Here is a 24,528-nt window from a genome sequence, read left to right on the forward strand (position 1 = left end):
CGGTTCACCTTCCCGCGCCAGCGCCGCGGCCGCCGGCTGTGCCTGGCCGACTTCTTCCGCCCGCAGGAGTCGGGGGAGACCGACGTCGTCGGCCTGCAGGTCGTCACCGTCGGCTCGCGCATCGGCGAGGAGACCGCGCGGCTCTTCGAGGCCGACTCCTACCGTGACTACCTCGAACTGCACGGGCTGTCCGTGCAGTTGGCCGAGGCGCTCGCCGAGTACTGGCACGCCCGGGTCCGCGCCCAGCTCGGCATCGCGGACAGCGACCCGGACGCCATGGAGGGCATGTTCCGCACCGAGTACCAGGGCTGCCGCTACTCACTGGGCTACCCGGCCTGCCCCGACCTGGAGGACCGGGCCAAGATCGCCGGCCTGCTCCGGCCCGAACGCATCGGCGTCCACCTGTCCGAGGAGTTCCAGCTCCACCCCGAACAGTCCACCGACGCCATCGTCGTCCACCACCCGGAGGCGAGCTACTTCAACGCGGGAGGACGGACATGACCACCTTCTCCTTCGAGTTCTTCCCGCCGAAGACCGAGAAGGGCGAACGTGCCCTGTGGGAGGTGATCCGCCGGGTGGAGTCGCTGCGCCCCGACTTCGTGTCCGTCACCTACGGCGCGGGCGGCTCCTCCCGGGACCGGACCATCGCCGTCACCCGGCGCATCGCGGCGGAGACCACCCTGCGCCCCGTCGCCCACCTCACCGCCGTCGGCCACTCGGCCGCCGAACTGCGGCACATCGTCGGCCGGTACGCCGATGCGGGCATCCGGGACGTCCTGGCCCTGCGGGGCGACCCGCCCGGCGACCCCAACGGCCCCTGGACGCCACACCCGCAGGGATTCACCCACGCCCGTGAACTCGTCGAACTCGTACGGTCGCTGGGCGACTTCACCATCGGAGTGGCGGCCTTCCCCGAACGGCACCCGCGCTCCCCGGACTGGGACAGCGACATCCGGTACTTCGTCGCCAAGTGCCGGGCGGGCGCCGACTACGCCATCACCCAGATGTTCTTCCACGTGGAGGACTATCTGCGGCTGCGGGACCGGGTGGCCGCGGCGGGCTGTGACACACCGATCATCCCGGAGATCATGCCCGCCACCGACGTACGCCAGATACGGCGCTTCGCCGAACTGTCCGGCGCGGCCTTCCCCGAGGAGCTGGCGCACCGCCTGGAAGCCGCCCGCGACAACCCGGCCGCCGGCCACCGCATCGGCGTGGAACACGCCACCGCCATGGCCGACCGCCTGCTGGCCGAAGGCGCCCCCGGCCTGCACTACATCACCCTCAACAAGTCCACCGCCGCCCTCGACATCCACCAGAACCTGCGAGGACCAGCCATGACGAACCCACCGCTCCCGGCCGGGAGCCCCCGATGAGGCTGTTCGTGACCGGCGGCGCCGGATTCATCGGTTCGCATTACGTGCGTACGCTCCTGAGCGGCGGCTTTCCCGGGTACGAACACGCCGACGTGACGGTCCTCGACAAGCTCACCTACGCGGGCAACCGGGCGAACCTGCCGGCGGACCATCCCCGGCTGCACTTCGTGGCGGGCGACGTCTGCGATCGTGCGCTGCTGCTCGACCTGCTGCCCGGCCACGACGCGGTGGTGCACTTCGCGGCCGAGTCCCACGTCGACAGGTCCCTGGCCGACGCGAGTCCGTTCGTCCGCACGAACGTCGGCGGCACCCAGACCCTCCTCGACGCCTGTGTGGCCTCCCGAGTGCAGCGCGTGGTGCACATCTCCACCGACGAGGTCTACGGCTCGATCGCCGAGGGCGCCTGGACCGAGGAGTGGCCGCTGCTGCCCAACTCCCCCTACGCCGCGTCGAAGGCCGCCGCCGATCTCGTCGCCCGCTCGTACTGGCGCAGCCACCGCCTCGACGTGTCGATCACCCGCTGCTCCAACAACTACGGCCCCTACCAGCACCCGGAGAAGCTCATCCCGCGGTTCGTCACGCGTCTGCTGCGCGGCCGGCCGGTGCCCCTGTACGGGGACGGCGGCAACGTACGGGAGTGGCTGCACGTCGCCGACCACTGCCGGGCCGTGCACCTCGTGCTCACCCGGGGGCGGGCCGGAGAGATCTACAACATCGGGCAGGGCAACGAACGCACCAACCGGCAGATGACCGACGCCCTGGTGCGGCTGTGCGGCGCCGACCCCGGTCTGGTGCGCACGGTGCCCGACCGCAAGGGCCACGACCTGCGCTACGCCCTGGACGACACCAAGATCCGCGAGGAGCTGGGCTACGCCCCGGCCGTCCCTTTCGAACGGGGGCTCGCCGAAGTCGTCGACTGGTACCGGGAGAACACCGGTTGGTGGGAGTCCGCACGCGACGCGGCCGAGTCGGCGGTCCGGCTCACTCCGGCGGGCGTCTGAGCGGGAACAGGCGCGCACAGCACGAAGGCGGGCACCGGACCGAGGAGGCCGGCACCCGCCTTCGTGCTGTCGTGGCCGGACGGTCACCCCGTCGTCAGGTCGACGACGACATTGCCCCGGTAGCGGCCCTTCAGGAGTTCCAGGAGCGCCTGCGGGGCCGCCGCCAGACCACCTTCGACCACGGTGTGCGGGTACACGAACCGCCCCTCGGCCAGCCACGTCGCGAAGTGCTGCGTCCACGCCGCGATCTGCTCGGGTGTGTGGTACGTGGCGAAGGGCCGCAGTTCCAGGTGCCGGGTGATGGCCGTCATCAGGTCGAGCCGCGGGTAGGCCTGGCTGCCGTTCTGCGCGGACAGCGCCCCGCACAGCGCGAACCGGGCGTGCGGCGCCGCGGCCTGGATCGCCGCCTCGAACTGCTCACCGCCCACGTTGTCGAAGAACACGGTGATGCCCTCGGGCGCCAGCTCCTTCAGCCGGTCGATCACCGGGCCGTCGTGGTAGTCGAAGGCGGCGTCGTAGCCGAGCTCGTCCACCAGGTACGCGACCTTCTCCTTGCTGCCCGCGCTGCCGATCACCCGTGCGGCGCCGCGGCACTTGGCGATCTGCCCGGCCAGTGAACCGACCCCGCCCGCCGCCCCGGAGACGAACACGACGTCGCCCTCACCGACGCGGGCGATGTCGGCCATGCCGTAGTACGCGGTGGGGCCCTGCCCGAGGTAGTACACCGGGCTCGGGAACAGCTTCGGGTCGACCTTGAAGTAGGTGTGCGCCGGGCCGCTGGAGTACTCCCCCCAGCCCGACATCGACTGCACCAGGTCACCCACCGCCAGGTCGGGGCTGGCGGACCTGACGACGGTGCCGATCGTCCCGCCGCCGAGCCGGTGCCCCACCTGGAAGGGCGGGATCGGCAGCGGACAGTCGCTCTTCATCATGTCCTGGTAGGCCGCGGCCAGGGGCAGGTAGTCCGTGCGCACCAGCACCTCACCGGGGGCCGGCCCGGCCACCTCCACCTCGACGGTGTCGAAGTGGTCGAGCGTGAGGTCGCCCTCCAGATACCTGGTCAGCCGCACTTCCCGGGCCCGCTGCGGAATCTCCGGAAGCATGTCGGCGCTCATCAACTCTCCTTCGGCCTGTCACCACGGTGGAAAACGCTCACCCATGCCTACGCTGCTCCGCTCGTGCCCTGGTCGGCCGGTCCTCGGGCCCGTCCTCCGCATGGACTCGACCACGGCCCAAGACCCCCCGGGTGTACTGGGCCCCCCGGACCGACCCACGAGAGGGAACCGACCATGCCGGACCAGCCGTTCGCGGAGCACACCGTCGTCGTCACGGGAGGCGGCACCGGCATCGGCCGTGCCACCGCCCTGGCCTTCGCCGAGCACGGCGCCCAGGCCGTGATTGTCACCGGACGCCGCAAGGAGCGGCTCGCCGAGGTCGCCGCCGCGCACGAGGCGATCGTGCCGGTGGCGGCCGACGTGACCACCGGCTCGGGCGCCGAGGCCGTCGCCGACGCGGTGCGCGAGCACGGCGGCACCCTGGACGTCCTGGTGCACAACGCGGGCATCTTCCGGTTCAGTCCGCTCGCCGCCCTCGACGCGGGCACCGCCCGCGAGGTCCTGGAGACCAACGTCCTCGGCCCGCTGCTGCTGACCGCCCGGCTGCTGCCGCTGCTGCGCTCCCCCGGCGCGGGCATCGTCCTGGTCTCCAGCCGCGGCGGCCACAACCCCACGCCCGACGGCTCGGTGTACGGGGCGAGCAAGGCCGCCCTGCACAGCTTCACCCGCAGCTGGGCCGCCGAACTGGCACCGAGCGGCATCCGGGTCAACGCCGTCGCCCCCGGCTTCGTCCGCACCGAGGCGTACGCGGCCAACGGGCTCAGTCCCGAGGCGGTGGAGGGCCTGTTCGCCGGCGTGACGCCCACCATCCCGCTGGGCCGGGTCAGCGAGCCCGAGGACGTCGCCCCCTGGATCATCCGCCTCGCGGACCCGGCGAACGCGCTGGTCACCGGCCAGATCATCACGGTGGACGGCGGCCTGGACATCACCGCTCGTTAGACCTGCTCCGCTTCACTTCCCCACTCACTCCGCACGAAGGGACCCGATCGTGACCACCAGTGCCACCGAGGCGGACGCACCGGCCGAGGCCAGGACGTTCCCGTACGCGCGCACCTGCCCGTTCACGCCGCCCGCCGAGTACCGGGAGATGACCGACAAGGACGTCTCGCAGGTCACGCTGACCGGCTCCGGCCTGCGGATATGGACGGTCACCGGCTACGAGACGATCAAGAGGCTGCTCACGGACCCCCGGGTCAGCGCCTCCCGCAAGCACGACAACTTCCCCTTCTACTTCGTCGCGCCGCCCGAGTACCGCACGGAGACGTCGTTCATCGGCTACGACGGCAAGGAGCACAGCTCGACGCGGCGCAAGGCGGCGCTGACCTTCACCAACCGGCAGGTGCAGCGGCTTCGTCCGCGGATCGAGGAGATCGTCGACGAGCACATCGACAAGCTGCTCGCGCTGCAGCCGCCGGCCGACTTCCACCGGGTGTTCTCGCTGGCCGTGCCGATGACGGTGATCTGCGAACTGCTCGGCATCCCGCAGGACCAGCACGACTTCTTCATCAAGCACGGCACGGCGCTGCTCGGCGGGCACAGCACCACCGAGGAGCGGCAGGCCGCGATCGTCGAGGTCAACGCGTACGTCAACGACCTGATCCAGCTCAAGCGGCGCGAGCCGGGCGAGGATCTGCTCAGCCGGGCGATGGCCGACTACGAGGAGTCCGGCGAGGAGTACACGGACCGCGACCTGTTCAACATGGTGCGGCTGCTGATGAACGGCGGCCACGAGACCACCGCGAGCCAGATCTCGCTGGGCACGGCCGCCCTCCTGGAACACCCCGACCAGCTGCGGCTCCTCCTGGACGACCCGTCGTTGGTGAAGCCGGCCGTCGAGGAGCTGGTGCGGTACGCGACGATCGGCGACACGGCCGTGCCGCGCGTCGCCCTGGCGGACATCGAGATCGGCGGCCAGGTCATCCGCAAGGGCGACGGCATCCTGTGCCTGGGCCTGGCCGCCAACCGCGATCCGGAGGTCTTCCCCGAGCCGCAGAAGCTCGACATCACCCGCGGCAGCCGCAAGCACCTCGGCTTCGGGCACGGTGTGCACCACTGCATCGGCGCCGACCTGGCCCGCCTGGAGCTGCAGATCGTGTGGAGCAAGCTGTTCCAGCGCGTCCCCACCCTGAAGCTGGCCAAGCCGTTCCTGGAGATCCCGCGCAAGGAAGGCGCCGTGATCTACGGCCTGTGGGAGCTGCCCGTCGTGTGGTGACGCCCTTCCCGGTGACGCCCTTCCCGTACACACCCGGGGCCCGGTACCGAACCGATCGGTACCGGGCCCCCGCGCGTCCGTGCGAGCGTCAGTCGTTCACGTCCGCCGCGATCTCGGGCCGTGGCGTGCGCCCCGGGCAGGTGGCGCGCGGCGCCGGCAGCTCGCCGTCGACGAGGTAGCGGTGGACGATCGTGTCGACGTACGGGTTGTCGCCGAGGACGTACACCTCGTGCTCGCCGGAGTCCTCGACGGTCAGCAGGTGGTGGCCGAGGCGTTCGGCCATGGCGACGCCGCCCGCGTAGTGGTCCATCGGGTCGCCGTCGGCCTGGACGACCAGGCCCACCGGGTAGCCGTCGCGGACCGGCACGACGGGCGGCTCGGCGGGTTCGAAGGTACGGAAGGCGCCGACCCAGGGCTGGGCGCGCAGCACGCCGTAGCCGTACGGGAACCGCTTCCGGAACTCCCGCATGTCCTGGTAGTAGACGTCCAGGTCGGCGGGCCACTCGTGTTCCAGGGTGATGGCCTCCAGGACGCCGATGCGCAGCGAGCCCTCGCTGTCGGCGGGCCGCCAGGTGCCCTGTTCCTGGAGCAGGTCCCGGCAGGCGGCCGCATCGCCCGCCGTGGCGGCCTTGCCCAGCCGGCCGACGAGCGTGCCGAGTTCGGCCCACCGGCCGCGGTCCGCGGCGCGGTTGCCGACCGCGCCGTCGAAGAGCGTGCGCAGCCGCGGCCCCCCGCCGAGGCCGTCGAGGTGTACGACGACGTCCTCCACGGAGGCGAACACCCGCTCCGTGCTGTCGCCGAGCCCGAAGTGCCGGTGGCGTTCCGCCGTCCACTCGGCCCACCGTGTGACGTTGCCGAGCACCGCGTCGCCCTGCCACAGGAACTGCTCGCGCCAGGTCCAGTCGGGGTGCACGCAGGAGTCGAGGACGCTGCGGTCGAGGCGCTCGGGGAAGAGGGTGCCGTACACGGCGCCGACGTAGGCGCCGTACGCGTAGCCGACGAAGGTGACGCGCTCCTCGCCGAGCACACCGCGGATGACGTCGATGTCACGGGCCGTGTTCGGGGTGCTGATGTGGCGCCGCAGCGCGCCGCCCGCGCGGGCGCAGGCCTCCTCGCGCAGCCGCATGTCCTCGGCGAGCTGCGGGAACAGCTCATCGGGCGGCCGGGAGTCGAACTCCGCTCTGGGCACGGTCACTTCGGCGTGCAGCGGAGTGGACGCTCCGGTGCCGCGCGGGTCGAAGCCGATCAGGTCGTACACCTCGTGCGGCGGGGTTCCCGCGAACCTGTCGGGCAGCGCGCGACCCGCGCCCCAGTCGCCGCCGGGTCCGCCGTTGACACCGAGCAGAATGCCGCGCCGCCGCTCGGGCGCGGTGGCCCGGCGGCGGCTGAGGGCGATCGTGAGCCGCTCCCCGTCCGGGGCGGAATAGTCGCGCGGCACCTCGATCTCCGCGTGTTCGAGGTCCTTGTCGTCGGGGTCCTGCCGCCACTGCGGTCGCTGGGCGTAGAAGTCGGTGAGCACCGCGAACCTCCGTTCTCGTCAGGAGGTCAGCCTCGCCTCACCGGCTTGAGAGGCCCTGGATCCCTCCCGGACCGGGTGCTTCGCTGCGGCTGCCCCGCATCGCCCCCGGCCCGGCACCGCGAGCGCGGCGAGGAGGCCGGCCGCCGCGAACGCGGCCGCGCCGGTCAGGGCGAGGCCGTAGCCGGCGGCCAGTTGCCGCGGGGAGGCCGTGCCCGCGCCGCCCGCCAGCGTGTCGATGCGGTGGGAGGAGAGGGCCGCGAGGGTCACCAGGCCCAGGGCGCTGCCGAGTTGGCGGGTGGTGTTGAGCAGGCCGGAGCCGAGGCCCGCCTGGTGGACGGGCAGACCTGCGGTCGCGGCGTTGGTCGTGGCGTTGAGGACGCCGCCCATGCCGAAGCCGAGCAGCAGCAGCGGCCCGAGCAGGTCCGTCACGAAACCGGCGCCCACGCCCGCCTGCGCCAGCCACAGCAGCCCCAGGCAGCCCGTCGTCAGGCCGCACAGCAGCACGGGGCGCGGGCCGATGCGCGGCACCAGCGAGGAGACCCCCCAGCCGCCGAGCGCGATGCCCGCCGACAGCGGCAGATAGCTCAGGCCGGTGCGGACGGGGCTGTAGCCGAGGACCTGCTGCAGCAGCAGGGTGAAGAAGTAGAACGTGCTGAACAGGGCCGCGATGCCGAACAGGGCGACCAGGTTGGCGGCGGCCACGGAGCGGATGCGCAGCACGCCGAGCGGCACCAGCGGATGCCGGGCGAAGCGTGCCTGGATCAGCAGGAACAGGGCGAGCAGCGCGCCGCCGCCGAGCAGCGGGGCCAGCACCCGCGCCGAGGCCCAGCCGTGGGCGGGCGCATCGGCGACCGCGTGCACCACCGCCATCAGGCCGAGCGTGACGGTGACCGCGCCGGGCACGTCCAGGCCGGGGCGGTCGGCGCGGCGGGACGCCCCCTGCGGCACGACCCAGCAGACCGTCGCGAACAGGACGATCCCGATGGGCACGTTGACCAGCAGGATCCACCGCCACGACAGCCACTCGGTGATCACCCCGCCGGCCAGCACACCGATCGCGCCGGCCGCCCCGGACACCCCGCTCCACCAGCCGAACGCCCTGGCGCGTGCCTCGGGTCCGGTGAAGGTGGTGCCGAGCACGGTCAGCGTCGCGGGCGCCATGACCGCGGCGCCGAGCCCCTGGAAGGCGCGGGCCAGGATCAGCGTCACGGGCCCGCCGGCCGCGCCGCCGACCGCGCTGGCGAGGCTGAACAGGCCGATCCCGGCGAGAAACACCCGGCGCTGCCCGAACAGGTCGGCGAGCCGCCCGCCGAGCAGCAGGAAGCCGCAGACGACGACGGTGTAGGCGTTGTTGACCAGGTGCAGGTCGTGCCGGTCGAAACGCAGCTCCTCGGCGATGACCGGCAGGGCCACGTTGACCACGGACGCGTCGAGCACGTTCATGAACTGGCCCAGGCAGCAGGCGGCGAGGATCAGGGCGAGCCGCCGCCGGGGGGCGGCGGCGTGCGATGCGGCGCTCTGCACGGTCGAAGCGGTCATGACAGCACGCTCGCCGCGCGCTATCGACTGCCGATCGTGGCGTCCTGGAGCGGTGCCGTCCCGAGGAGCCGCACCCCGCCCCGGGCTGCCCCCGCGCGGGTGTCCGCCTGAGGGGCGCTCAAGGGCTCCTCAAGACGCGGTGGCCACAGTCCTGGTCCGTACGCGGGCCGGACGACATTCCCCGAGGAGAGCGCCATGGCCAAGATCACCTACCGGCATCCCAACGGCACCACCACCGTCGTCGACGTCCAGGCGCCCAACACGGTCATGCGCGGCGCGAAGCTCAACAACATCGACGGCATCGAGGCCCAGTGCGGCGGCTCCGCACAGTGCGGCACCTGCCACGTCTACATCGACGAGTCGTCCACGGTGCCGCTGCCGCCGATGGACGAGGTGGAGGACGACGTGCTGTACGGCACGGCCTGCCCGCGCCGCGAGAACAGCCGCCTGAGCTGCCAGCTGCCCGTCACCGACGACCTCGACGGACTCCTGGTGCACCTGCCCGAGGCGCAGAGCTGATGGCCGCCCGCCACGTCGTCGTCGTCGGCGCGGGACAGGGCGGCCCGGACACGGCGGCCGCGCTGCGCGCCCAGGGCTACGACGGCCGGATCACCCTGGTGGGTGAGGAACCCGCGCTGCCCTACCAGCGCCCTCCGCTGTCCAAGGGCTTCCTCACCGGTGCCGTCGGCCACGCCGACCTGGTGCCGCGCCCGGAGTCGTTCTTCGAGGCGCAGGACATCGAGCTGGTCACCGGTGACCGTGCGCACCGCATCGATGTGTTCCGCGCCCGCGTCGAGCTGGCCTCGGGCGGCAGCCTCGGCTACGACCGGCTCGTCCTCGCCACGGGCGCCCGGCCGCGCACCCTGCCCGTGCCCGGCGCGGACCTGGGCGGCGTCCTGACCCTGCGCACGCTCGCGGACGCGGAGGCGCTGCGCGCGCTGCTCGCCGGTCCGCCACGCCAGGTCGTCGTGGTCGGTGCCGGCTTCGTGGGTCTCGAACTCGCCACCACCGCCAGGAAACTGGGCCACGAGGTGACGGTGGTCGAGGCGCAGTCCCGAGTGCTCGCCCGTGCCCTGACCCCGCAGCTGTCGCGGTGGCTGGCCGGCCGGCACCGGCAGCAGGGCGTGCGTCTGCTCACCGGCAGCGAGGTCGCCTCCCTGCACGGCTCCGCCGCCGGCCAGGTGGAGGTCGTCCGGCTGAACGACGGCACACGCCTGCCCGCCGACCTGGTGGTCGTCGGCATCGGCGTGCTGCCGCGCAGTGAACTCGCCGCCGACGCCGGACTCCTCGTCGGGGACGGTGTCATCGTCGACCAGTGGCTGCGCACGAACGACCGGTCCGTGTACGCCATCGGTGACTGTGCCCGTTTCCGCAGCGCCCGCCAAGGACGCCACATCCGCCTGGAGTCGGTGCAGAACGCGTCCGACCAGGCCCGGTGCGTGGCCACCGCGATCTGCGGCGCCCCCGCCCCGTACACCGCGGTCCCCTGGTTCTGGTCGGAGCAGTGCGCACTGCGCCTGCAGCTGGCCGGGCTGACCGCGCACCACGACGAGACGGTCACCGTCGGCGATCCCGACGAGGGCCGGTTCTCCGTGCTCTGTTACCGCGAGGGTGCGCTCGTCGGCGTCGAGTCGGTGGGCAGGCCCGCCGACCACGGCATCGCACGCCGCCTGCTGGCGTCGGGCACCGGCCCCTCTCCCGTGCAGGCGCGCGTCCCGGACTTCGACCTCAAGTCCTTTGCCACCCGGACGGCCGCACCGGTCCCGGCGCACTCATGACAGGCGAAGAGCCGGTCCCGGAGCCCTCACAGGGGGTCCGGGACCGGCTCTCGCACGCGCAGGAGTCAGCCCCACACCACCGGCAGACTGGTCAGCGTGTGGTTGATCTCGCCGACGTGCCACGGCAGTTCGGACTCCGGTACGGCAAGACGCAGATCGGGGAAGCGGGACACCAGACCTTCGATGGCGATCACCAGCTCCATGCGGCCCAGGTGCTTGCCCAGGCAGTAGTGCAGGCCGTGGCCGAAGGAGATGTGCGGGTTGTGGTCACGGGCCAGGTCGAGCCGGTCCGGGTCGGTGAAGACGGTCTCGTCCCGGTTGGCGGAGGCCAGCGAGAGCAGCACCGCGTCGCCCTTGCGAATGGTCACGCCGCCGACCTCGATGTCCTCGGCCGCGATCCGCGGGAACCCGGAGGTGTCGGTGGCGAACAGGTTGACGTGCCGCAGGAGTTCCTCGACGGCGACCGGGATCCGCGAGTGGTCCGCGCGCAGCCAGTCCCACTTGTCGCGGGCGTCGACCAGCAGCGCGAGCACGGAGTTGGCGAGCTGGTTGGCGGTGGTGTCGAAGCCCGCGCCGATGAGTGTGAAGCCGAAGGTGACCAGCTCCTGCTCGCTGAGCCGGTCGTCGTTGTCGCGGGCGGCGATCAGCTCGGAGAGCATGTCGTCGGTGGGGTCGGCCCGCTTCTCGGCGATCAGGCCGACGATGTACTCGCTGAGCTTGGCGAGCCCGTCGAGGGACTCCTTGCCGCCGGCCCGCTCGTCGACGGTGGCGAAGGCACGGGCCCACTTCTCGAAGGTGCGCAGGTCACCGGCGGGTACGCCGAGCAGTTCACCGATGACGGTCAGCGGCAGCGGCACCGCGAACTCCTGCACCAGATCGGCCGTGCCCCCGCGGGCCTGGATGCCGTCCAGCAGCTCGTCGCAGACCTTCTGCACGTTGTCCCGCATGCGCTCGATCCGGCGCATCGTGAACGCGCCGGCCACCAGCTTGCGCAGCCGGGAGTGCTCGGGCGAGTCGAGCGAGATGATCATCTCGGGGGTGGTGTGCATGGTGCCGCCGATCCTGGGGGCGCCCTCGCCGCAGGCCATCGCCCGGCTCAGCCGGGGATCGGCGGACAGCTCCCGCACGTCCTGGTAGCGGGTCACCAGCCAGGCGTCCACCCCGCCCGCGGTGCGCACCTTGACCACGGGCCGGGTCTGGCGCAGCTCCGCGTAGCGCGGCGCCGGTCCCCGGTACGACGAACCGGGCAGGGGGTACACATCGGATTCCTGAAGGGCAGTCACCGTGACTCCTTCGCTGTAGCCGCCAAGGTCTCCACCACCGTAGGAACCGGTGATGGAGACCAAGTCGGCTGGAACTGGAGCCGTTCGGCGCCGGTCATGCTCAGGCGTCGGCGGGGCCGAGCAGCACCGTGGAGTAGTTCCTGCGGGCCGCGGTGTCGTACTGCAGGGCGACATGGCTGGTGGCCGAGGTGACGTCCCGCCATGTCCGCTGCAGGGCGTGCGTCTCGCCGAGGCCGCCGGTGCCGGTGGCACGGACCAGCAACTCCAGGGCCTCCTGGAGGAGTTCGGCCGAGAAGGTGGCGTTGCGCTCGTTGCGGGCCATCAGCTCGGGCGTGAAGGCGCGCGTGTCCAGGACGTCGGCGTTCTGCTCGACGAGGTGCCGGGCCGCGTCGATGCGCCCGGAGGCCCGTACCAGCCTGGTCTCGGCGGTGACGGTGCGCTTGCGTCCGGTCAGCAGCCCGGCCGCCGCCTGCAGTGCGCCGGCGGCGGCACCCACCACGGGTGCGATGAAGGTCAGCCCGCCGACGGCCTGGAACGGCACGTTGTGGGCGGGCACCTCGGACGTGGCGTTGCGCCCGCCGAGCATGTCGGCGCGGGCGAACGACAGATGATCCGGTACGAGGACGTCGTCCACGACGACCGTGTGGCTGCCGGTGGCCCGCATACCCACGCTGTCCCACGTCCGCTCGACGCCGAACGCGTCCCGGGGCAGCGCGAAGAACCGCAGCTCGGCCGGCCCGTCGCCGTCCGGCCGGGCCACCGCCGCGCACAGCAGCGCCCAGTCGGCGAAGTCGATCCCGCTGACGTACGCCCAGCGGCCCGCGAGCCGCCAGCCGCCGTCGGCCGGCCGGGCCCGTCCGGCCGGCATGAGCCCCGTGGCGACGACCGTGTCCGGGCTCTCGCCCCACAGCGCCCGGTGCCCCTCGGCGGGCAGGTGGGCGGCGAACCGCGCCGAGTACGCGGCCAGCGACGCGCACCACGCGGTGGCCGCACAGCCCTCGCCGACGGTGAGGACCGCGCGGGTCAGCTCACCGAAGGTGCCCTCGCTGCCGCCCCACCGCCCGGCCACGAAGTGCCGGGCGAAGCCGGCCGCGGTCAGCGCCTCGGTGACCGCCGGGGCGAGCGCGCGCTGCCGGTCCGCCTCGGGGGCGTGCTCGGCCGCGAGCAGCCGCAGCTTGTCGGCGGCGGGCAGCAGTCCTGTTGCGTTGTCGCAGTCGTGTCCCATCCCTGTGGCCTCCTGTCGTGACGAGACGGGTCAGACGCCGCGCGCGACGGCCTGCGCGAAACGCTCCAGGGTCTCCCCCGGGCTGGGGCCGTCCAGGGCGCGGAAGATCCGCTCGGCGCCCTCGCCGTGCTTGTGGAGCTTGACGTGTGCGAGCGACACCTTGGTGTGCGTGGCGTCGACGGGCTCGAAGTCGACCTCGATCTCGCTGGCCCGCTCGTCGTCCGGGACGGACTGCCAGTTGCCGTCGATGCGCCAGGTCATGACGAGCCTGCGGCCCGGCTCCCACTCCAGGACCCGGCCCCAGGCGATCTCGGTCCCGGTCACGTCCCACTCGTAGTAGCGGCCGCCGACACCCGGGTCGAAGGCGAGCCCGGCCCGCTCCTTCTCGACCAGCACGTGGGAGGGCGGCCACCAGTCCGCCGGCCGCTCGGTGAACACCCTGAAACACTCGGCGGGAGTGGCCGCCACGGTCACCGACTTGCGTACGTCGGGGATGGTCTGCGTCTGTTCGGGCACGGGCCCCTCCTTGTACGGCGTCTGCACAGGTTGGGTCACGCTGGCGTGCGGGGCTTGATGGGGGCCGGACCGCCGGTAGGGCCGCGGTAGGGGGTGCCGCGTGGTGTCGTCCGGCGCCCGCTGCGCCGTCGTGGCTCGTCGCGCAGTTCCCCGCGCCCGCTCCTGCAAAAGGCGAGCCGCGTCCTAGGACCCCCGGTCACCGTCGTGCCGTTCCGGGCCCCACGACCTCTTGGAGAGCACGATGACAGAAGCGGGACGACGGGTTGCCTTCGTCACCGGCGCGACCAGCGGGATCGGGCTGGCCGTGACCGAACTGCTGGCCCGGCAGGGGGCGGCGGTGTTCGGGGTGGCGCGTGCCGGGGAAAGCGTCACCGCGGTGGTGAAGCGGCTGCGCGCGGAGGGCCTGGAGGTCTCCGGCGCGGTCTGCGACGTCACTTCCAGCGAGCAGGTGAAGGCCGCCGTGGAGGCGGCGGTGGCCGCGTACGGGCGGATCGACATCCTCGTCAACAACGCGGGCCGGGGTGGCGGCGGCGTCACCGCCGAGCTGCCGGACGCCCTGTGGCTCGACGTGATCGACACCAACCTCAACGGCACGTTCCGGGTGACCCGAGAGGTGCTGAGCACCGGGCGGATGCGGGACGGCGACTGGGGCCGCATCATCAACATCGCCTCCACCGGTGGCAAACAGGGCGTCGAACTGGCCGCGCCCTACTCGGCCTCCAAGCACGGTGTCGTCGGCTTCACCAAGGCCGTGGGCAAGGAGCTGGCGAAGACCGGCATCACGGTGAACGCGGTGTGCCCCGGCTATGTCGAGACCCCGATGGCACAGCGGGTCCGGCAGGGCTACGCCGACCACTACGGCGTGAGCGAGCAGGACATGCTCGACAGGTTCAACGCGAAGATCCCGCTGGGCCGTTACTCCACGCCCGAGGAGGTGGCCGGCCTGGTCGGCTATCTCGCCTCGGACACCGCCGCCTCCATCACCGCCCAGGCGCTCAACGTCTGCGGCGGTCTGGGCAACTACTGATCCCCCCGATCGTCGCCGATCCCGCTATGAGAGACGGAGCCTGAACGATGACCGACACCGGTGGCACGCTGCTCGCCGAACCCACCACCGACGTCGCCGCCTTCCGGGCCGCGATGGGCCGCTTCCCCACCGGGGTCACCCTGCTCACGCAGGGCAGCGGCGACGACACGATCGTCATGACCCTCAACAGTCTGACCTCGGTGTCCCTCGATCCAATGCTGCTGCTGGTCTCGGTCAAGGCGGACGGCCGGATGCGCCCGAGGATCGTGCGCGGCGGGGGCTTCGCCGTGAACGTGCTCAGCGAGCCGCAGCGCGACCTGGCCCAGGAGTTCTGCCGCCCCGACCGCCCGGCGGGGTCGGCCGCGATGGCGCGCCTCGACGCGGTCGAGGGACGGCTCGGCCACGCCGTGATCCCCTCGGCCGAGGCGTACTTCGAGTGCGAGCTGTACGACGAGCACGAGGCCGGCGACCACGTCCTGCTCGTGGGCCGGGTCGTGGCCGTGCACAACCGGCCCGGCGAGGCGCAGCCGCTCGTCTTCCACCGCGGCGCGTACGCGCACCTCGCCGCTGCCGCACCGGCCGTGGCGGACCGGGGCAGGGCGGCATGAGCGCTCCGGTCCAGGCGCCACCGTCGCTGGAGCAGGTGGCGGAGGGGGTGTACGCGTATGTGCAGCCCGGCGGCGGATGGTGCGTGAACAACGCGGGTCTGGTGGTCGGCGAGGACTGTGCGGTGCTCGTGGACACGGCGGCCACCGAGGCTCGTACCCGGCGGCTGCGCGAGGTCGTCGAGCGGATCGAGCCCGGCGGGGTGGACTTCGTGGTCAACACCCACTTCCACGGCGACCACACCTTCGGCAACGGCCAGTTCACGCCCCGGGCGCGGGTCGTCGCCCATGCGGGCACCCGGGCGGACAGCGCGGAGGCGGGGCTGCACCTGCGCGGGCTGTGGCCGCAGGTGGAGTGGGGCGAGACACCGCTCACCCTGCCGTCGCTGACCTTCGAGGACACGCTGACGCTGCACACGGGCGGCCCGCGGGCCGAGCTGCTCCATGTGGGCCCCGCACACACCGCGAACGACGTGGTCGTGTGGGTCCCCGAGCGGGCGGTGCTGTTCACCGGCGACGTCGTGTGGTCGGGTGTCACCCCCTATGTCCTGATGGGCTCGGTCACCGGTTCGCTGCGGGCTCTGCAGCGGCTGCGCGCGCTGGGTCCGCGCACCGTGGTCCCGGGCCACGGACCGGTCGGCGGACCGGAGTTGCTGGACTTCACCGAGGCGTATCTACGGCTGCTCGGCCGCCTGGCCGCGGACGGTCTGCGCGACGGCCTGACCCCGCTCCAGGCCGCGCGGCGCGCCGACCTCGGCGAGTTCGCCGCTCTGGTCGACGCCGAGCGCCTGGTGGGCAATCTGCACCGCGCCTACGCCGAACAGCAGGGCCTGGCCCCGGGCGCCCGGCTCGACGTCGTGGCGTCCTTCAAGGAGATGGTCGCCTTCCTCGGCGGCCCGCCCGCCTGTCACGCCTGAACGCGCGCGGGGGATGTGCCGGACGGTCGTCGACGTCCGGCACATCCCCCGTGCGCTGTCCTCCCGGGCTCAGCCGGCGTGCACCGGCGGCTCCACCGGGGTGTCGCGGTGGATCACCCGGCGCCTGGTGTAGAGGACGCCGTCGCGGCGCACCAGCTCGTCCTCGACGGTGAAGGTCGGCTCGAAGGCGACGTTGCCCTCGCGATCTGTCCGGGTGACGAGCGAGTAGTACGACACGTGCAGGGTGTCCTCGTCGACCGGGTCCGGCTCGATCAGCACGTGGTCGAACCAGTGCCGTACCGCGATGTCGCGGTAGCGCGGCAGCGCGGCCCGCATCCCCGCGAGCATCTCCTCGCGCCCGCGCTGCACGGCCCCGCCCGCGTGCACGACCTGTCCGTCCTCGGTGAACGTGGCGGCGAACCCCTCGATGTCCAGCGCGTCGACCCGGCGCATCTGCCATGCGTAGAACGTCCGGACCTCGGCGTAGACCTCCCCGGAGACCTGCGCGTACGTATTCCTGACCGCCTGGGACACGGCGTCTCCCCTCGGTGACAAGGGCCATCCGGCTGCGGCGGCCCGACTGCCCCCACGCTGCCCGCTCCCGCTCCAGGCCCGCTGGAGGCCCGGTCAGCCGCAGGCCGAGTTTCTTTACGCTTCCCTGACGCGCCGGCCGCATCCGCCGGGCCCCGCCGCGGTGTCCTCCCGGTTGTCCTGTACCGGACGAAGAAAAGCGTCGGAGATGGGAGTGCCATGGAAGGCACCGTCGTCGCAGTGGTCGTCGTAGGACTGCTCCTGCTGCTCGTGCTGAAGAGCGGGATGCGGGTCGTCAACCAGGTGGAGCGCGGGGTGGTGTTCCGGTGGGGCAAGGCACTGCCGAGCCACCGCCAGCCCGGAATCACCTTCCTCATCCCCTTCGCCGACCGGATGCGCAAGGTGAACGTGCAGGTCGTCACCATGCCCGTGCCCACCCAGGAGGGCATCACCAGGGACAACGTGTCGGTGAAGGTCGACGCCGTCGTCTACTTCCGGGTGACCGACCCGGTCCGCGCGGCCATCGAGGTCCAGGACTACGTCTTCGCCGTCGGCCAGGTCGCCCAGTCCTCGCTGCGCTCCATCATCGGCAAGAGCGACCTCGACGACCTGCTCTCCGACCGGGAGCGCCTGCACGAGGGACTGGCCCTGATGATCGACAGCCCGGCCGCCGGCTGGGGCATCCACATCGACCGCGTCGAGATCAAGGACGTCCAGCTGCCGGAGTCGCTGAAGCGGTCCATGTCCCGTCAGGCCGAGGCCGAGCGGGAGCGGCGGGCCCGGGTCATCACCGCCGACGGCGAGTTCCAGGCGGCCCAGCAGCTCGCCAACGCCTCCAGGATCATGTCCGACACCCCCGAGGCCATGCAGCTGCGTCTGCTCCAGACCGTCGTCGAGGTGGCGGCCGAGAAGAACTCGACCCTCGTCATGCCCTTCCCGGTCGAACTTCTCCGCTACTTCGACCGGGCCGTCCAGAAGATCGACGCCGACCTCAACGTGCCTCGGCAGGCTCCGGCACCGGCTCCGGCTCCGGCTCCGGCTCCGGCTCCGGCTCCGGCTCCGCAGAGCGACGCCCGGCCGTAGCCAGCGCCAGCGTGACGCACACCGAGCCCGCCGCCATCACCGTCATCCCCGCGGCGGGCGAGGTGACCTGCGCCACCGCCCCGGCCAGCACCGCGCTCAGCCCCTGCAGGGTCAGCATCCCCGCCGAGTGCAAGCCGAGGGCCTGACCGGCGAGTTCGCCCGGCGTCAGCTCCATCAGCCGCTCCTGCTGGACCAGACTCGCACCGAACCCCACGGAGGCGACCGTCACGCACACCGCCGCGACCGGCAGCGGCGGACGCGCCAAGAAGACCAGGTACGGCGTCGCCAGCAGGAGCAGCAGCGGGGTGGCCAGCCGGCGCCGTACGCCGGGCGGCAGCAGCCGTCCGACCGTCACGTCCCCGGCGAGCATCCCGAACGCCCCGCAGGCGAACAGCGTGCCGGCGGCGTGCGGCGCGTACGACACGTACAGCGACTCGCAGCCGACGACCAGGCCGTTGGGCAGCCACAGGCCCAGGTAGGTGAGGCGGCGCGGACGGGACGACCACAGCAGGGCGTTGGTGCGCCAGGTGGCCGACGCGGAGGGGCGGCCCTCGTTCCGGGGCGGGCGTGCGGTCAGGCCGAGGCGCAGGGCGAGCGCGGCCAGCAGGTACAGCGCCGCCGACAGCAGCAGGCAGACACGCGGGGAGAGGGTTTCGAGCAGGGCGCCGCCGGCGGCGAAACCGGCGATCTGCATCAGCCCGCTCATCATGTTGAACAGCGAACGCCCCGGCAGGTAGCCGTCCTTGGCGAGGATCTCGTTCAGCAGGCCCCAGCGGACCCCGCCGCCCAGGGAGGCCACGAGACCCAGCGCCAGGACGACGCCGAAGACCGCGCCGACCGGCAGACCGGGCACCGCCTGCACCGCCGTACCGGACGCGAAGGCCAGCGCGATCACGCACAGCGCCGTACGCGGGGGCAGCCGGTCGGCGCCGGACAGCAGGAAGGCCGCGCCCAGCACCTGGGCGAGCGACGGGCCGAACATGCTCACCGCCGACAGCAGCGGCGAGCCGGTGGCCCGGTACACGAGCGTGGCCAGGGCCAGCCCGGCGACGGTCTGCGCGGCGGTCTGCGCGGCCGAGCCGAGAAACAGCGGGGTGAACTCCGGGGTGCGGAACAGGGATCGGTAGCTGGGCATGCCGGGAGTCTCGGCGGGTCACGGACGGGCTCGTTATTGTTTCGCCACAGCGCGAAAGGTCGTACGGCCATGAGGGGGTGCGAAGGTGGGCCTGTGGCAGCTCAACGCGGACACGCTCGCCCACAGCCGGTTCGTCGTCTCGCCGCTCTCCGAGACCTTCGCCTGTCTGAAGCTGCTGCACACGGCGGACGCCGCTCATCCCGGTGAGCACGCGTGGCTGCGCGCGCATCTGCCCGCCTACCGGGCGCGGCTGGCGGCCGATCCGGTGACGGCGCGGCTGGTGCGGGCGGGGCTCGGCCGGGAGTGGATCGCCGACTTCCTGACTCCGGCACCCCGCGGCGACGAGACGTTCGCGGACGAGGTCGCCCGGGTCCGCTCGACGGCGCCGGACGCGGCCCGCGCCCATCTGCGCCTCGCGCTCGCCGGCCCGCTCCCCGCCGCCCTGGACCGCGACGACCTGCCCGAGCGGGCCGCCGTACTCCTGGAATGGGTGTGGGAGGCGACCGTACGGCCGTCCTGGGACCGGCGCCGACGGGTGCTGGAGGCGGACGTGCTCGCGCGGACCGCGCAGGTGAGCACAGGCGGTTGGGCGAGCGTCCTCGACGCGATACGCCCCGGCCGCACCCGCTGGCTCGGCGAGAACCGCCTTCAGATCAACCTCCACGAGTACCCGCCCCGTGAGATCTCCGGTGCCGAGCTGGTCCTGGTGCCGGTGACCGTCCAGCGGGCGGGCTGGGTGGCCTGGGACGACGGCGTACGGTACGCAGCGGTCTACCCGTGCGTCGGCGTCCTCGCCCACCCGGCGGGCCGAGCCGTCCGGTCCGCCCTGGGCGCACTCCTGGGGGCGGCCCGCGCCGAGGTCCTGCTCCTGCTCGCCTCCCCCATGAGCACCACCCAGCTGACGGCGGTGACCGGGCAGGGGTTGGGCTCGGTGGGGCGCCATCTGAGGGTGCTCCGGGAGGCGGGGCTGGTGGAGCGGCGGAGGGCGGGCCGCTCGGTGCTGTACGTGCGGACGGTGGCGGGGGACGCACTGACAGAGGCATCGGAACAGGAACGGGGCCGCAGCCGCCGACGGCCATGACAGCCCTCTCCGTGGAGCGCATAGCATCCAGCCCATGACCAACGTACTGAACGTCGAAATCGGCGCCCTCCAGGGCGGCCCCGCCAACCTCGCCCAGTTCGCCGGCAAGGCGGTCCTCATCGTCAACGTGGCCTCCAAGTGCGGCCTCACCCCGCAGTACACGGGCCTGGAGAAGCTGCAGGAGCGCTACGCCGACCGCGGCTTCACCGTGCTCGGTGTGCCCTGCAACCAGTTCCTCGGGCAGGAGCCCGGCACCGCCGAGGAGATCGCGGAGTTCTGCTCGGCGACCTACGGCGTGACCTTCCCGCTCACCGAGAAGGTCGAGGTGAACGGCGAGGGGAGGCACCCGCTGTACGAGCGGCTCGTCGGCTTCGCGGACGCGGAGGGCCACAGCGGCGACATCCGCTGGAACTTCGAGAAGTTCCTGATCGGCCGGGACGGCCAGGTCGTCGCCCGCTTCTCGCCGCAGACCGAGCCGGAGGCGGACGCGGTCGTGACGGCCATCGAGGCCCAGCTCGGCTGAGCCCGGCTTGACCTTGCCCCTGGGGCAGGGCCGAACGTCCCTGCCACCGGGCGGCGAGGATCCGCCCGGTGACGGAGGATGACCCAGTGGACGACGACCCGCTCACCGACGGCCTGCTGACCATCGGCGCGTTCGCCGCGCGGGCCCGGCTGTCGGCCAAGGCGCTGCGCCTGTACGACCGGCTCGGCCTGCTGGCCCCCGCCCAGGTCGACGAGGCGACCGGCTACCGCTACTACCGCGCCGACCAGGTCGAGCGTGCGCGACTGGTCGCGCTGCTGCGGCAGCTGGACATGCCGCTGGCCCGGATCGCCGAGGTGCTCGGCGCCGAGGGTGCCGAGGCCGCCGGCCGGCTCGCCGCCTACTGGGCGGACGTGGAGTCCCGGGTGGCCGGGCAGCGGACGCTCGCCGAGTACCTCCGTGGACGGCTGTCGGGGAGGAGCTCCGAGATGTACGAGAAGTTCGTGATCGAGACCGTGGACGTACCGGCACAGGTGGTGATCACCGAGTCGCGGCACACCCTGGCCGACGAGCTGCCGACGTGGATCGGCGCGTCGTTCGGGCGGCTGGAGGAGGCGGCGCGGGAGTGCGGCGGTATGACCGGGGCGCCGTTCGTCGTCTACCACTCCGAGGTGTCGATGGAGAGCGACGGCCCGGCCGAGTCGTGCGTACCGGTGGCCGACGAGGCGGCGGCACGGGAGTGGGCCGCCGCCCGGGGACGGACCTGGAAGACGACGGTACGGGCGGAGCCGGCGGCCCGGCTGGCCTACACACGCATCACCAAGGCCCAGGTGGCCAACCCGCAGATCCTGGCCGCCTTCGAGGCGGTGGAGCAGTGGATGGCAGGCCAGGGGCTGGAGATGGCGGGCCCCTGCCGGGAGATCTACTTCGCGGACTGGGACGCCGCGGGGCCCACCGACCTCGTGTGCGACGTGGCGTTCCCGGTGCGGTGACCGGCCGGCGCCGCCGGGCGTGACCGAGCCCTCTCGGCAAGGACGGCGACTGGTCGAGAGGGCTCTTCTGGTGGTGCTTGTGAAGTTGTTTTGCTCGTGGAGGCGTTACTGACGAAGGTCAGGGAGGGCCCCCTAGGCCTTGACCGAGGCCACGAAGGTGTTCCACGCGTCGGCGGGGAACGCCAGGATCGGGCCCTCTAGGACCTTGGAGTCACGGACGGCGAGCTCGGCGGCGTCGGTGGGCGACTTGACCTCGACGCAGGCGCCGTTGCCCGCGGAATAGGAGGACTTCATCCACGTCTCCGAAGCGCCCTGAATCAGTGCCATGTCCACTCCTGTTGCGAGTTGCGGTAGTGCGGTTCACGCCAACCTTGTCGTCGGATTGGCGTGATCGACGCTACCGGGCAACTGCCACTGCTGGAGTAGTCGTTCACTCAACCGGATGGCATATTCCAGCGGGCCTTCCATGGAAGCCGACCGACGGTGTACGATCCGGCGCCCTCCGTGACAGCGGCTCATTCGGCGTACTGCTTGGCCACCTTCGCAATGTACTGTCGGGATTGCTCCACATTGAGGGACTGCGCCCGCAGATGTTCGTACATCACGGCGTACCTCTGCACGTCCTGGGCCTTCTCCAGGTAGAGGTCGCTGGTCACGCCCTCCAGGTACACCACACTGGAGTCGGCCGCGTCGGTGAACTCCAGGATCGCGTACTGCCCGTTGAGCCCCGGATGCGCGCCCACCTCGAACGGCAGCACCTGGACGGTGACGTGCGGCAGCTGGGACATCTCGATCAGATGCTCCAGCTGCTCGCGCATCACCAGCTTGCTGCCGACGACCCGGCGCAGCGCCGCCTCGTCGAGCACGACCCAGAGCCGGAGCGGGTTGTTCTCGGCGGTGATACGTTCCTGTCGGCGCATGCGCACCTGGACCCGCTTCTCGATCTCGGCGGTCGACGTCTCCGGCAGCGCGCCCTGCACCAGAGCCTCCGCGTAGGCGCGGGTCTGCAACAGACCGGTCACCAGTTGGGGTTCGTACACCCTGAGCGACTCGGCGTCGGTCTCCAGCCCGATGTAGACGCTGTACGGGATGTCCCCGAAGGTGTGCCACCACCCCTGCTGCCGCGAGTCCCGCGCCATCTCCATCAGCGAGTCGACGATCCGCTGGTCCTCGACCTCGTACACCCCGCACAGGTCACGCACATCGCGCTGACTGATGCTTCTGCGGCCGTTCTCCAGCCGGCTGATCTTCGACTGCGACACGAGCAGTCGCTCGGCCACCTCCTCGGCCGTCATGCCTTTGAGCTCGCGGAGCCTGCGCAGCTCCTGGCCCAGCCGGCGCCGCCTGACGGTGGGATTGACATTGGACGCCACGGGACGTGCACCTCCGGCTGCCTGCCTGTTGCTTAACACTTTCCGTATCTGCTGCTGAGCAGACTGCCACCAAGGTGCTTTCTACCGCTGGGAAATGGTGGATATGCGGCGCGTACGCGTCAGTTGGCCACGGCTCGCCACCCGATGGGGTGCGGGCACGCAGTCGAGCGGGGCGATGAGACCGCTGAGGATCTCACCGCCCCGCTCGGACCAGCGGCTCCCGAACCTGGCCTGGGGGACCGGGGTTGCGGCTCAGTGGGCCACGGCGCGCGCCATGGATCCACGGCGCGGCTGCATCGGAACCCCGCGTGCGGGTTCCGCCACGGACCTGGCACCGGCCGCGCCCTGCCGACCGGTGGCGGCCGGTCCACGGCGGGGCTGCGCGGCTGCGCCGTTCTGCACGTCCATCACGGCGTGCGCGACAAGACCCCCCATGGGGTCGTGCCGGATCAGATCCCGCAGCCGGGACCGCGAGGACCTGCCCTCGTTCCCCGGATACAGATGCTTGCCGAGCCCGACGGCGTGCGCCAGGGCGGCGAGCGCCGCGGTCCGCGGGTCCGGCGGTACACCGGTGCGGATCGCGGAGTCCAGCCGGGCTCGGATCTCCCGGCTGATCTCGTTGTCCGTCGCCTGATAGCGCGTCGTCGGCAGCACCCCGCACATCTGGCCGGCAACGGCGTGCACCATGCCGCACCGCTCCAGATGCGAGAGGTAGGTCTGACGGAGCCCCAGCCGGGGCCCGCCGATCCAGTGAACAGCCCGCACGGGAGCGCCACGCCGTCGCAGCAACTCCAACGCACAGTCCAAAGTCGGATCTCCAGTCGGCCGTGGCACCACCACGGCGATACGATCCCCGTCTGGGGCTATCCGTCCGGCCAGCGCCAGCTCCACTAGCTGTGCACCGGCCAGACCGAGGTCGAGCGACTGCGGCTGTGCAGTGGTACCCGTGGCCGGGTCCAGTGCCAGCAACAGAAGCTCCTCCGGAAGTGTTCTGCGGCTCCTGCCCATCCATGCCTCCCCGCGTGGATGAATGACAGGGTGACCCCTCTCACATTGGTCTGTCGAGGGTGCGTGACCGGTTCGTGAGGGAACCGGCAGGTATGTCGTTCTCGTCTACCGCAGGGGCCAAGCCCTCACACAGGACACTGGTACATGGTTCGGACAGGGCGCGCGCGTGGGCGTGCGGCGCATGGAGGAGGCATCGGTGGCGGGCGAGTCCCCCGACAGGTCGAAGCAGCGTCAGTCGTCGGCAGAACCGACGTCGGGGAACGCGGGTCCGGTTCCCGAGGCCCGCGATCCGCGCCTAGCGGTCTCCCGTGAAAAGGATTCCTCTTCCAGCGGCGTGGACACCGCGACGAAGATCCTGTCGGTACGCGAAACCCCCGAGGAGGACACCGCCCTGCGCGACGCGGTCTCGGCATGGGTACGCGCCGCCGACACCCCCGAGAAGGCCGAGCAGAACCAGGCCGACGACGACGGCAAGAAGCCCGACACGGAAGCAAAGGCCAAGCCCGAGACGGCTCCAGAGCCCGAAGCGGACGCAAAGGCCAAGCCCGGGACTGCTCCAGAGGCCGAGGCGGACGCGAAGCCCAAGCCGGAGACGGCCCCCGCGCCGGACGCGGACGCAAAGCCCAAGCCGGAGACGGCCCCCGCGCCGGACGCGGACGCAAAAGCCAAGCCGGACTCCGCGGCCGACACGGGAGCAAAGGCCAAGCCCAGGACGGCTCCAGAGGCCGAGG

General features: G+C 72.0%; 25 protein-coding genes and 1 pseudogene. 15 read left to right on the plus strand and 11 right to left on the minus strand.

Annotation, left to right across the window (positions count from 1 at the left end):
* The 3 genes from ACZ41I_RS27865 to rfbB all read left to right on the plus strand — a co-directional run.
* Positions 1-501: vitamin B12 dependent-methionine synthase activation domain-containing protein (locus tag ACZ41I_RS27865; RefSeq protein WP_468515357.1), on the plus strand; the 501-nt coding region annotated here is incomplete at its 5' end.
* Positions 498-1,376: a methylenetetrahydrofolate reductase [NAD(P)H] gene (gene metF / locus ACZ41I_RS27870; protein ID WP_468515358.1), complete on the plus strand. Its 879-nt coding sequence runs from the start codon at positions 498-500 to the stop codon at positions 1,374-1,376. The genes ACZ41I_RS27865 and metF, both read left to right, overlap by 4 nt.
* The gene (gene rfbB, locus ACZ41I_RS27875) at positions 1,373-2,377 is read left to right on the plus strand and encodes a dTDP-glucose 4,6-dehydratase (RefSeq protein ID WP_399776039.1); all 1,005 of its coding nucleotides are present in this window, start codon (positions 1,373-1,375) and stop codon (positions 2,375-2,377) included. Before metF ends, rfbB begins: the two co-directional genes overlap by 4 nt.
* 83 nt (positions 2,378-2,460) lie before the next feature.
* Here rfbB and ACZ41I_RS27880 read toward each other — a convergent pair whose 3' ends face one another.
* Positions 2,461-3,492 carry a zinc-binding dehydrogenase gene (locus tag ACZ41I_RS27880; protein WP_468515359.1) on the minus strand — a complete coding sequence of 344 codons (1,032 nt, stop codon included), beginning with the start codon at positions 3,490-3,492 and terminating at the stop codon, positions 2,461-2,463.
* Between the two features lie 174 nt (positions 3,493-3,666).
* On the opposite strand from ACZ41I_RS27880, the gene ACZ41I_RS27885 reads away from it, so the two are divergent.
* Positions 3,667-4,431 carry an SDR family NAD(P)-dependent oxidoreductase gene (locus ACZ41I_RS27885; RefSeq protein ID WP_468320302.1) on the plus strand — a complete coding sequence of 255 codons (765 nt, stop codon included), beginning with the start codon at positions 3,667-3,669 and terminating at the stop codon, positions 4,429-4,431.
* A 49-nt stretch (positions 4,432-4,480) separates the two neighbouring features.
* Positions 4,481-5,704, plus strand: coding sequence for a cytochrome P450 (locus ACZ41I_RS27890; protein WP_363215251.1), 1,224 nt, complete (start codon positions 4,481-4,483; stop codon positions 5,702-5,704).
* Between the two features lie 88 nt (positions 5,705-5,792).
* On the opposite strand, the gene ACZ41I_RS27895 is transcribed toward ACZ41I_RS27890, so the two are convergent.
* Complete coding sequence (locus ACZ41I_RS27895) at positions 5,793-7,223, minus strand: alpha/beta fold hydrolase (RefSeq protein ID WP_468515360.1); 1,431 nt, start codon at positions 7,221-7,223, stop codon at positions 5,793-5,795.
* An 18-nt stretch (positions 7,224-7,241) separates the two neighbouring features.
* Entirely contained in the window at positions 7,242-8,762 is a 1,521-nt protein-coding gene (locus ACZ41I_RS27900; protein WP_468515361.1) for an MFS transporter, read from the minus strand.
* Positions 8,763-8,957: 195 nt separating this feature from the next.
* Between ACZ41I_RS27900 and ACZ41I_RS27905 the strand changes: the two genes are divergently transcribed.
* The gene (locus ACZ41I_RS27905; protein ID WP_363215247.1) at positions 8,958-9,281 is read left to right on the plus strand and encodes a 2Fe-2S iron-sulfur cluster-binding protein; all 324 of its coding nucleotides are present in this window, start codon (positions 8,958-8,960) and stop codon (positions 9,279-9,281) included.
* Positions 9,281-10,540, plus strand: a complete 1,260-nt coding sequence (locus ACZ41I_RS27910) for an NAD(P)/FAD-dependent oxidoreductase (RefSeq protein WP_468515362.1) — start codon at positions 9,281-9,283, stop codon at positions 10,538-10,540. The genes ACZ41I_RS27905 and ACZ41I_RS27910 overlap by 1 nt, the downstream gene beginning before the upstream one ends.
* A 65-nt stretch (positions 10,541-10,605) precedes the next feature.
* Here ACZ41I_RS27910 and ACZ41I_RS27915 read toward each other — a convergent pair whose 3' ends face one another.
* The 3 genes from ACZ41I_RS27915 to ACZ41I_RS27925 form a co-directional block, all read right to left on the minus strand.
* Positions 10,606-11,823: a cytochrome P450 gene (locus ACZ41I_RS27915; RefSeq protein ID WP_363215245.1), complete on the minus strand. Its 1,218-nt coding sequence runs from the start codon at positions 11,821-11,823 to the stop codon at positions 10,606-10,608.
* Positions 11,824-11,923: 100 nt separating this feature from the next.
* Positions 11,924-13,048: an acyl-CoA dehydrogenase family protein gene (locus ACZ41I_RS27920; protein ID WP_363215244.1), complete on the minus strand. Its 1,125-nt coding sequence runs from the start codon at positions 13,046-13,048 to the stop codon at positions 11,924-11,926.
* Positions 13,049-13,078: 30 nt separating this feature from the next.
* Positions 13,079-13,564, minus strand: coding sequence for an SRPBCC family protein (locus ACZ41I_RS27925; protein WP_363215243.1), 486 nt, complete (start codon positions 13,562-13,564; stop codon positions 13,079-13,081).
* Positions 13,565-13,805: 241 nt separating this feature from the next.
* On the opposite strand from ACZ41I_RS27925, the gene ACZ41I_RS27930 reads away from it, so the two are divergent.
* From ACZ41I_RS27930 to ACZ41I_RS27940, 3 genes are read left to right on the plus strand one after another with little or no spacing between them, the layout of a single operon-like run.
* A complete protein-coding gene (locus ACZ41I_RS27930; RefSeq protein WP_363215242.1) occupies positions 13,806-14,591 on the plus strand; it encodes an SDR family NAD(P)-dependent oxidoreductase in 786 nt (261 codons plus the stop codon).
* 47 nt (positions 14,592-14,638) lie between these two features.
* Positions 14,639-15,199, plus strand: a complete 561-nt coding sequence (locus ACZ41I_RS27935) for a flavin reductase family protein (RefSeq protein WP_363215241.1) — start codon at positions 14,639-14,641, stop codon at positions 15,197-15,199.
* Complete coding sequence (locus ACZ41I_RS27940) at positions 15,196-16,113, plus strand: MBL fold metallo-hydrolase (protein ID WP_468515363.1); 918 nt, start codon at positions 15,196-15,198, stop codon at positions 16,111-16,113. Before ACZ41I_RS27935 ends, ACZ41I_RS27940 begins: the two co-directional genes overlap by 4 nt.
* A 69-nt stretch (positions 16,114-16,182) precedes the next feature.
* Here the strand turns inward: ACZ41I_RS27940 and ACZ41I_RS27945 are convergent, their stop codons facing one another.
* Entirely contained in the window at positions 16,183-16,647 is a 465-nt protein-coding gene (locus tag ACZ41I_RS27945; protein ID WP_363215239.1) for a nuclear transport factor 2 family protein, read from the minus strand.
* Between the two features lie 216 nt (positions 16,648-16,863).
* On the opposite strand from ACZ41I_RS27945, the gene ACZ41I_RS27950 reads away from it, so the two are divergent.
* Entirely contained in the window at positions 16,864-17,727 is an 864-nt protein-coding gene (locus ACZ41I_RS27950; protein ID WP_468515364.1) for a slipin family protein, read from the plus strand.
* Here ACZ41I_RS27950 and ACZ41I_RS27955 read toward each other — a convergent pair.
* On the minus strand, positions 17,636-18,862 hold the full coding sequence (locus ACZ41I_RS27955; protein WP_468515365.1) for an MFS transporter: 1,227 nt from the start codon (positions 18,860-18,862) through the stop codon (positions 17,636-17,638). The genes ACZ41I_RS27950 and ACZ41I_RS27955 overlap by 92 nt on opposite strands.
* 85 nt (positions 18,863-18,947) lie before the next feature.
* Between ACZ41I_RS27955 and ACZ41I_RS27960 the strand changes: the two genes are divergently transcribed.
* The 3 genes from ACZ41I_RS27960 (at position 18,948) to ACZ41I_RS27970 (ending at position 21,416) form a co-directional block, all read left to right on the plus strand.
* Positions 18,948-19,943: an ArsR/SmtB family transcription factor gene (locus ACZ41I_RS27960; protein WP_468515366.1), complete on the plus strand. Its 996-nt coding sequence runs from the start codon at positions 18,948-18,950 to the stop codon at positions 19,941-19,943.
* A 34-nt stretch (positions 19,944-19,977) separates the two neighbouring features.
* Positions 19,978-20,466 carry a glutathione peroxidase gene (locus ACZ41I_RS27965; protein ID WP_363215235.1) on the plus strand — a complete coding sequence of 163 codons (489 nt, stop codon included), beginning with the start codon at positions 19,978-19,980 and terminating at the stop codon, positions 20,464-20,466.
* Positions 20,467-20,534: 68 nt separating this feature from the next.
* Complete coding sequence (locus ACZ41I_RS27970; RefSeq protein ID WP_468515367.1) at positions 20,535-21,416, plus strand: MerR family transcriptional regulator; 882 nt, start codon at positions 20,535-20,537, stop codon at positions 21,414-21,416.
* A gap of 132 nt (positions 21,417-21,548) precedes the next feature.
* On the opposite strand, the gene ACZ41I_RS27975 is transcribed toward ACZ41I_RS27970, so the two are convergent.
* The 3 genes from ACZ41I_RS27975 to ACZ41I_RS27985 form a co-directional block, all read right to left on the minus strand.
* Positions 21,549-21,743, minus strand: a complete 195-nt coding sequence (locus ACZ41I_RS27975) for a DUF397 domain-containing protein (protein ID WP_363215233.1) — start codon at positions 21,741-21,743, stop codon at positions 21,549-21,551.
* Between the two features lie 188 nt (positions 21,744-21,931).
* Positions 21,932-22,789 carry a helix-turn-helix domain-containing protein gene (locus ACZ41I_RS27980; RefSeq protein ID WP_363215232.1) on the minus strand — a complete coding sequence of 286 codons (858 nt, stop codon included), beginning with the start codon at positions 22,787-22,789 and terminating at the stop codon, positions 21,932-21,934.
* Positions 22,790-23,041: 252 nt separating this feature from the next.
* Positions 23,042-23,797 (minus strand): GOLPH3/VPS74 family protein, encoded by a 756-nt coding sequence (locus ACZ41I_RS27985; protein ID WP_363215231.1) that lies wholly within the window; start codon positions 23,795-23,797, stop codon positions 23,042-23,044.
* Positions 23,798-24,131: 334 nt separating this feature from the next.
* Here ACZ41I_RS27985 and ACZ41I_RS27990 point away from each other — a divergent pair.
* A pseudogene (locus tag ACZ41I_RS27990) lies at positions 24,132-24,528 on the plus strand (D-alanyl-D-alanine carboxypeptidase); the annotation flags it as partial.

The organism is Streptomyces sp. NPDC030799, assembly GCF_055572255.1.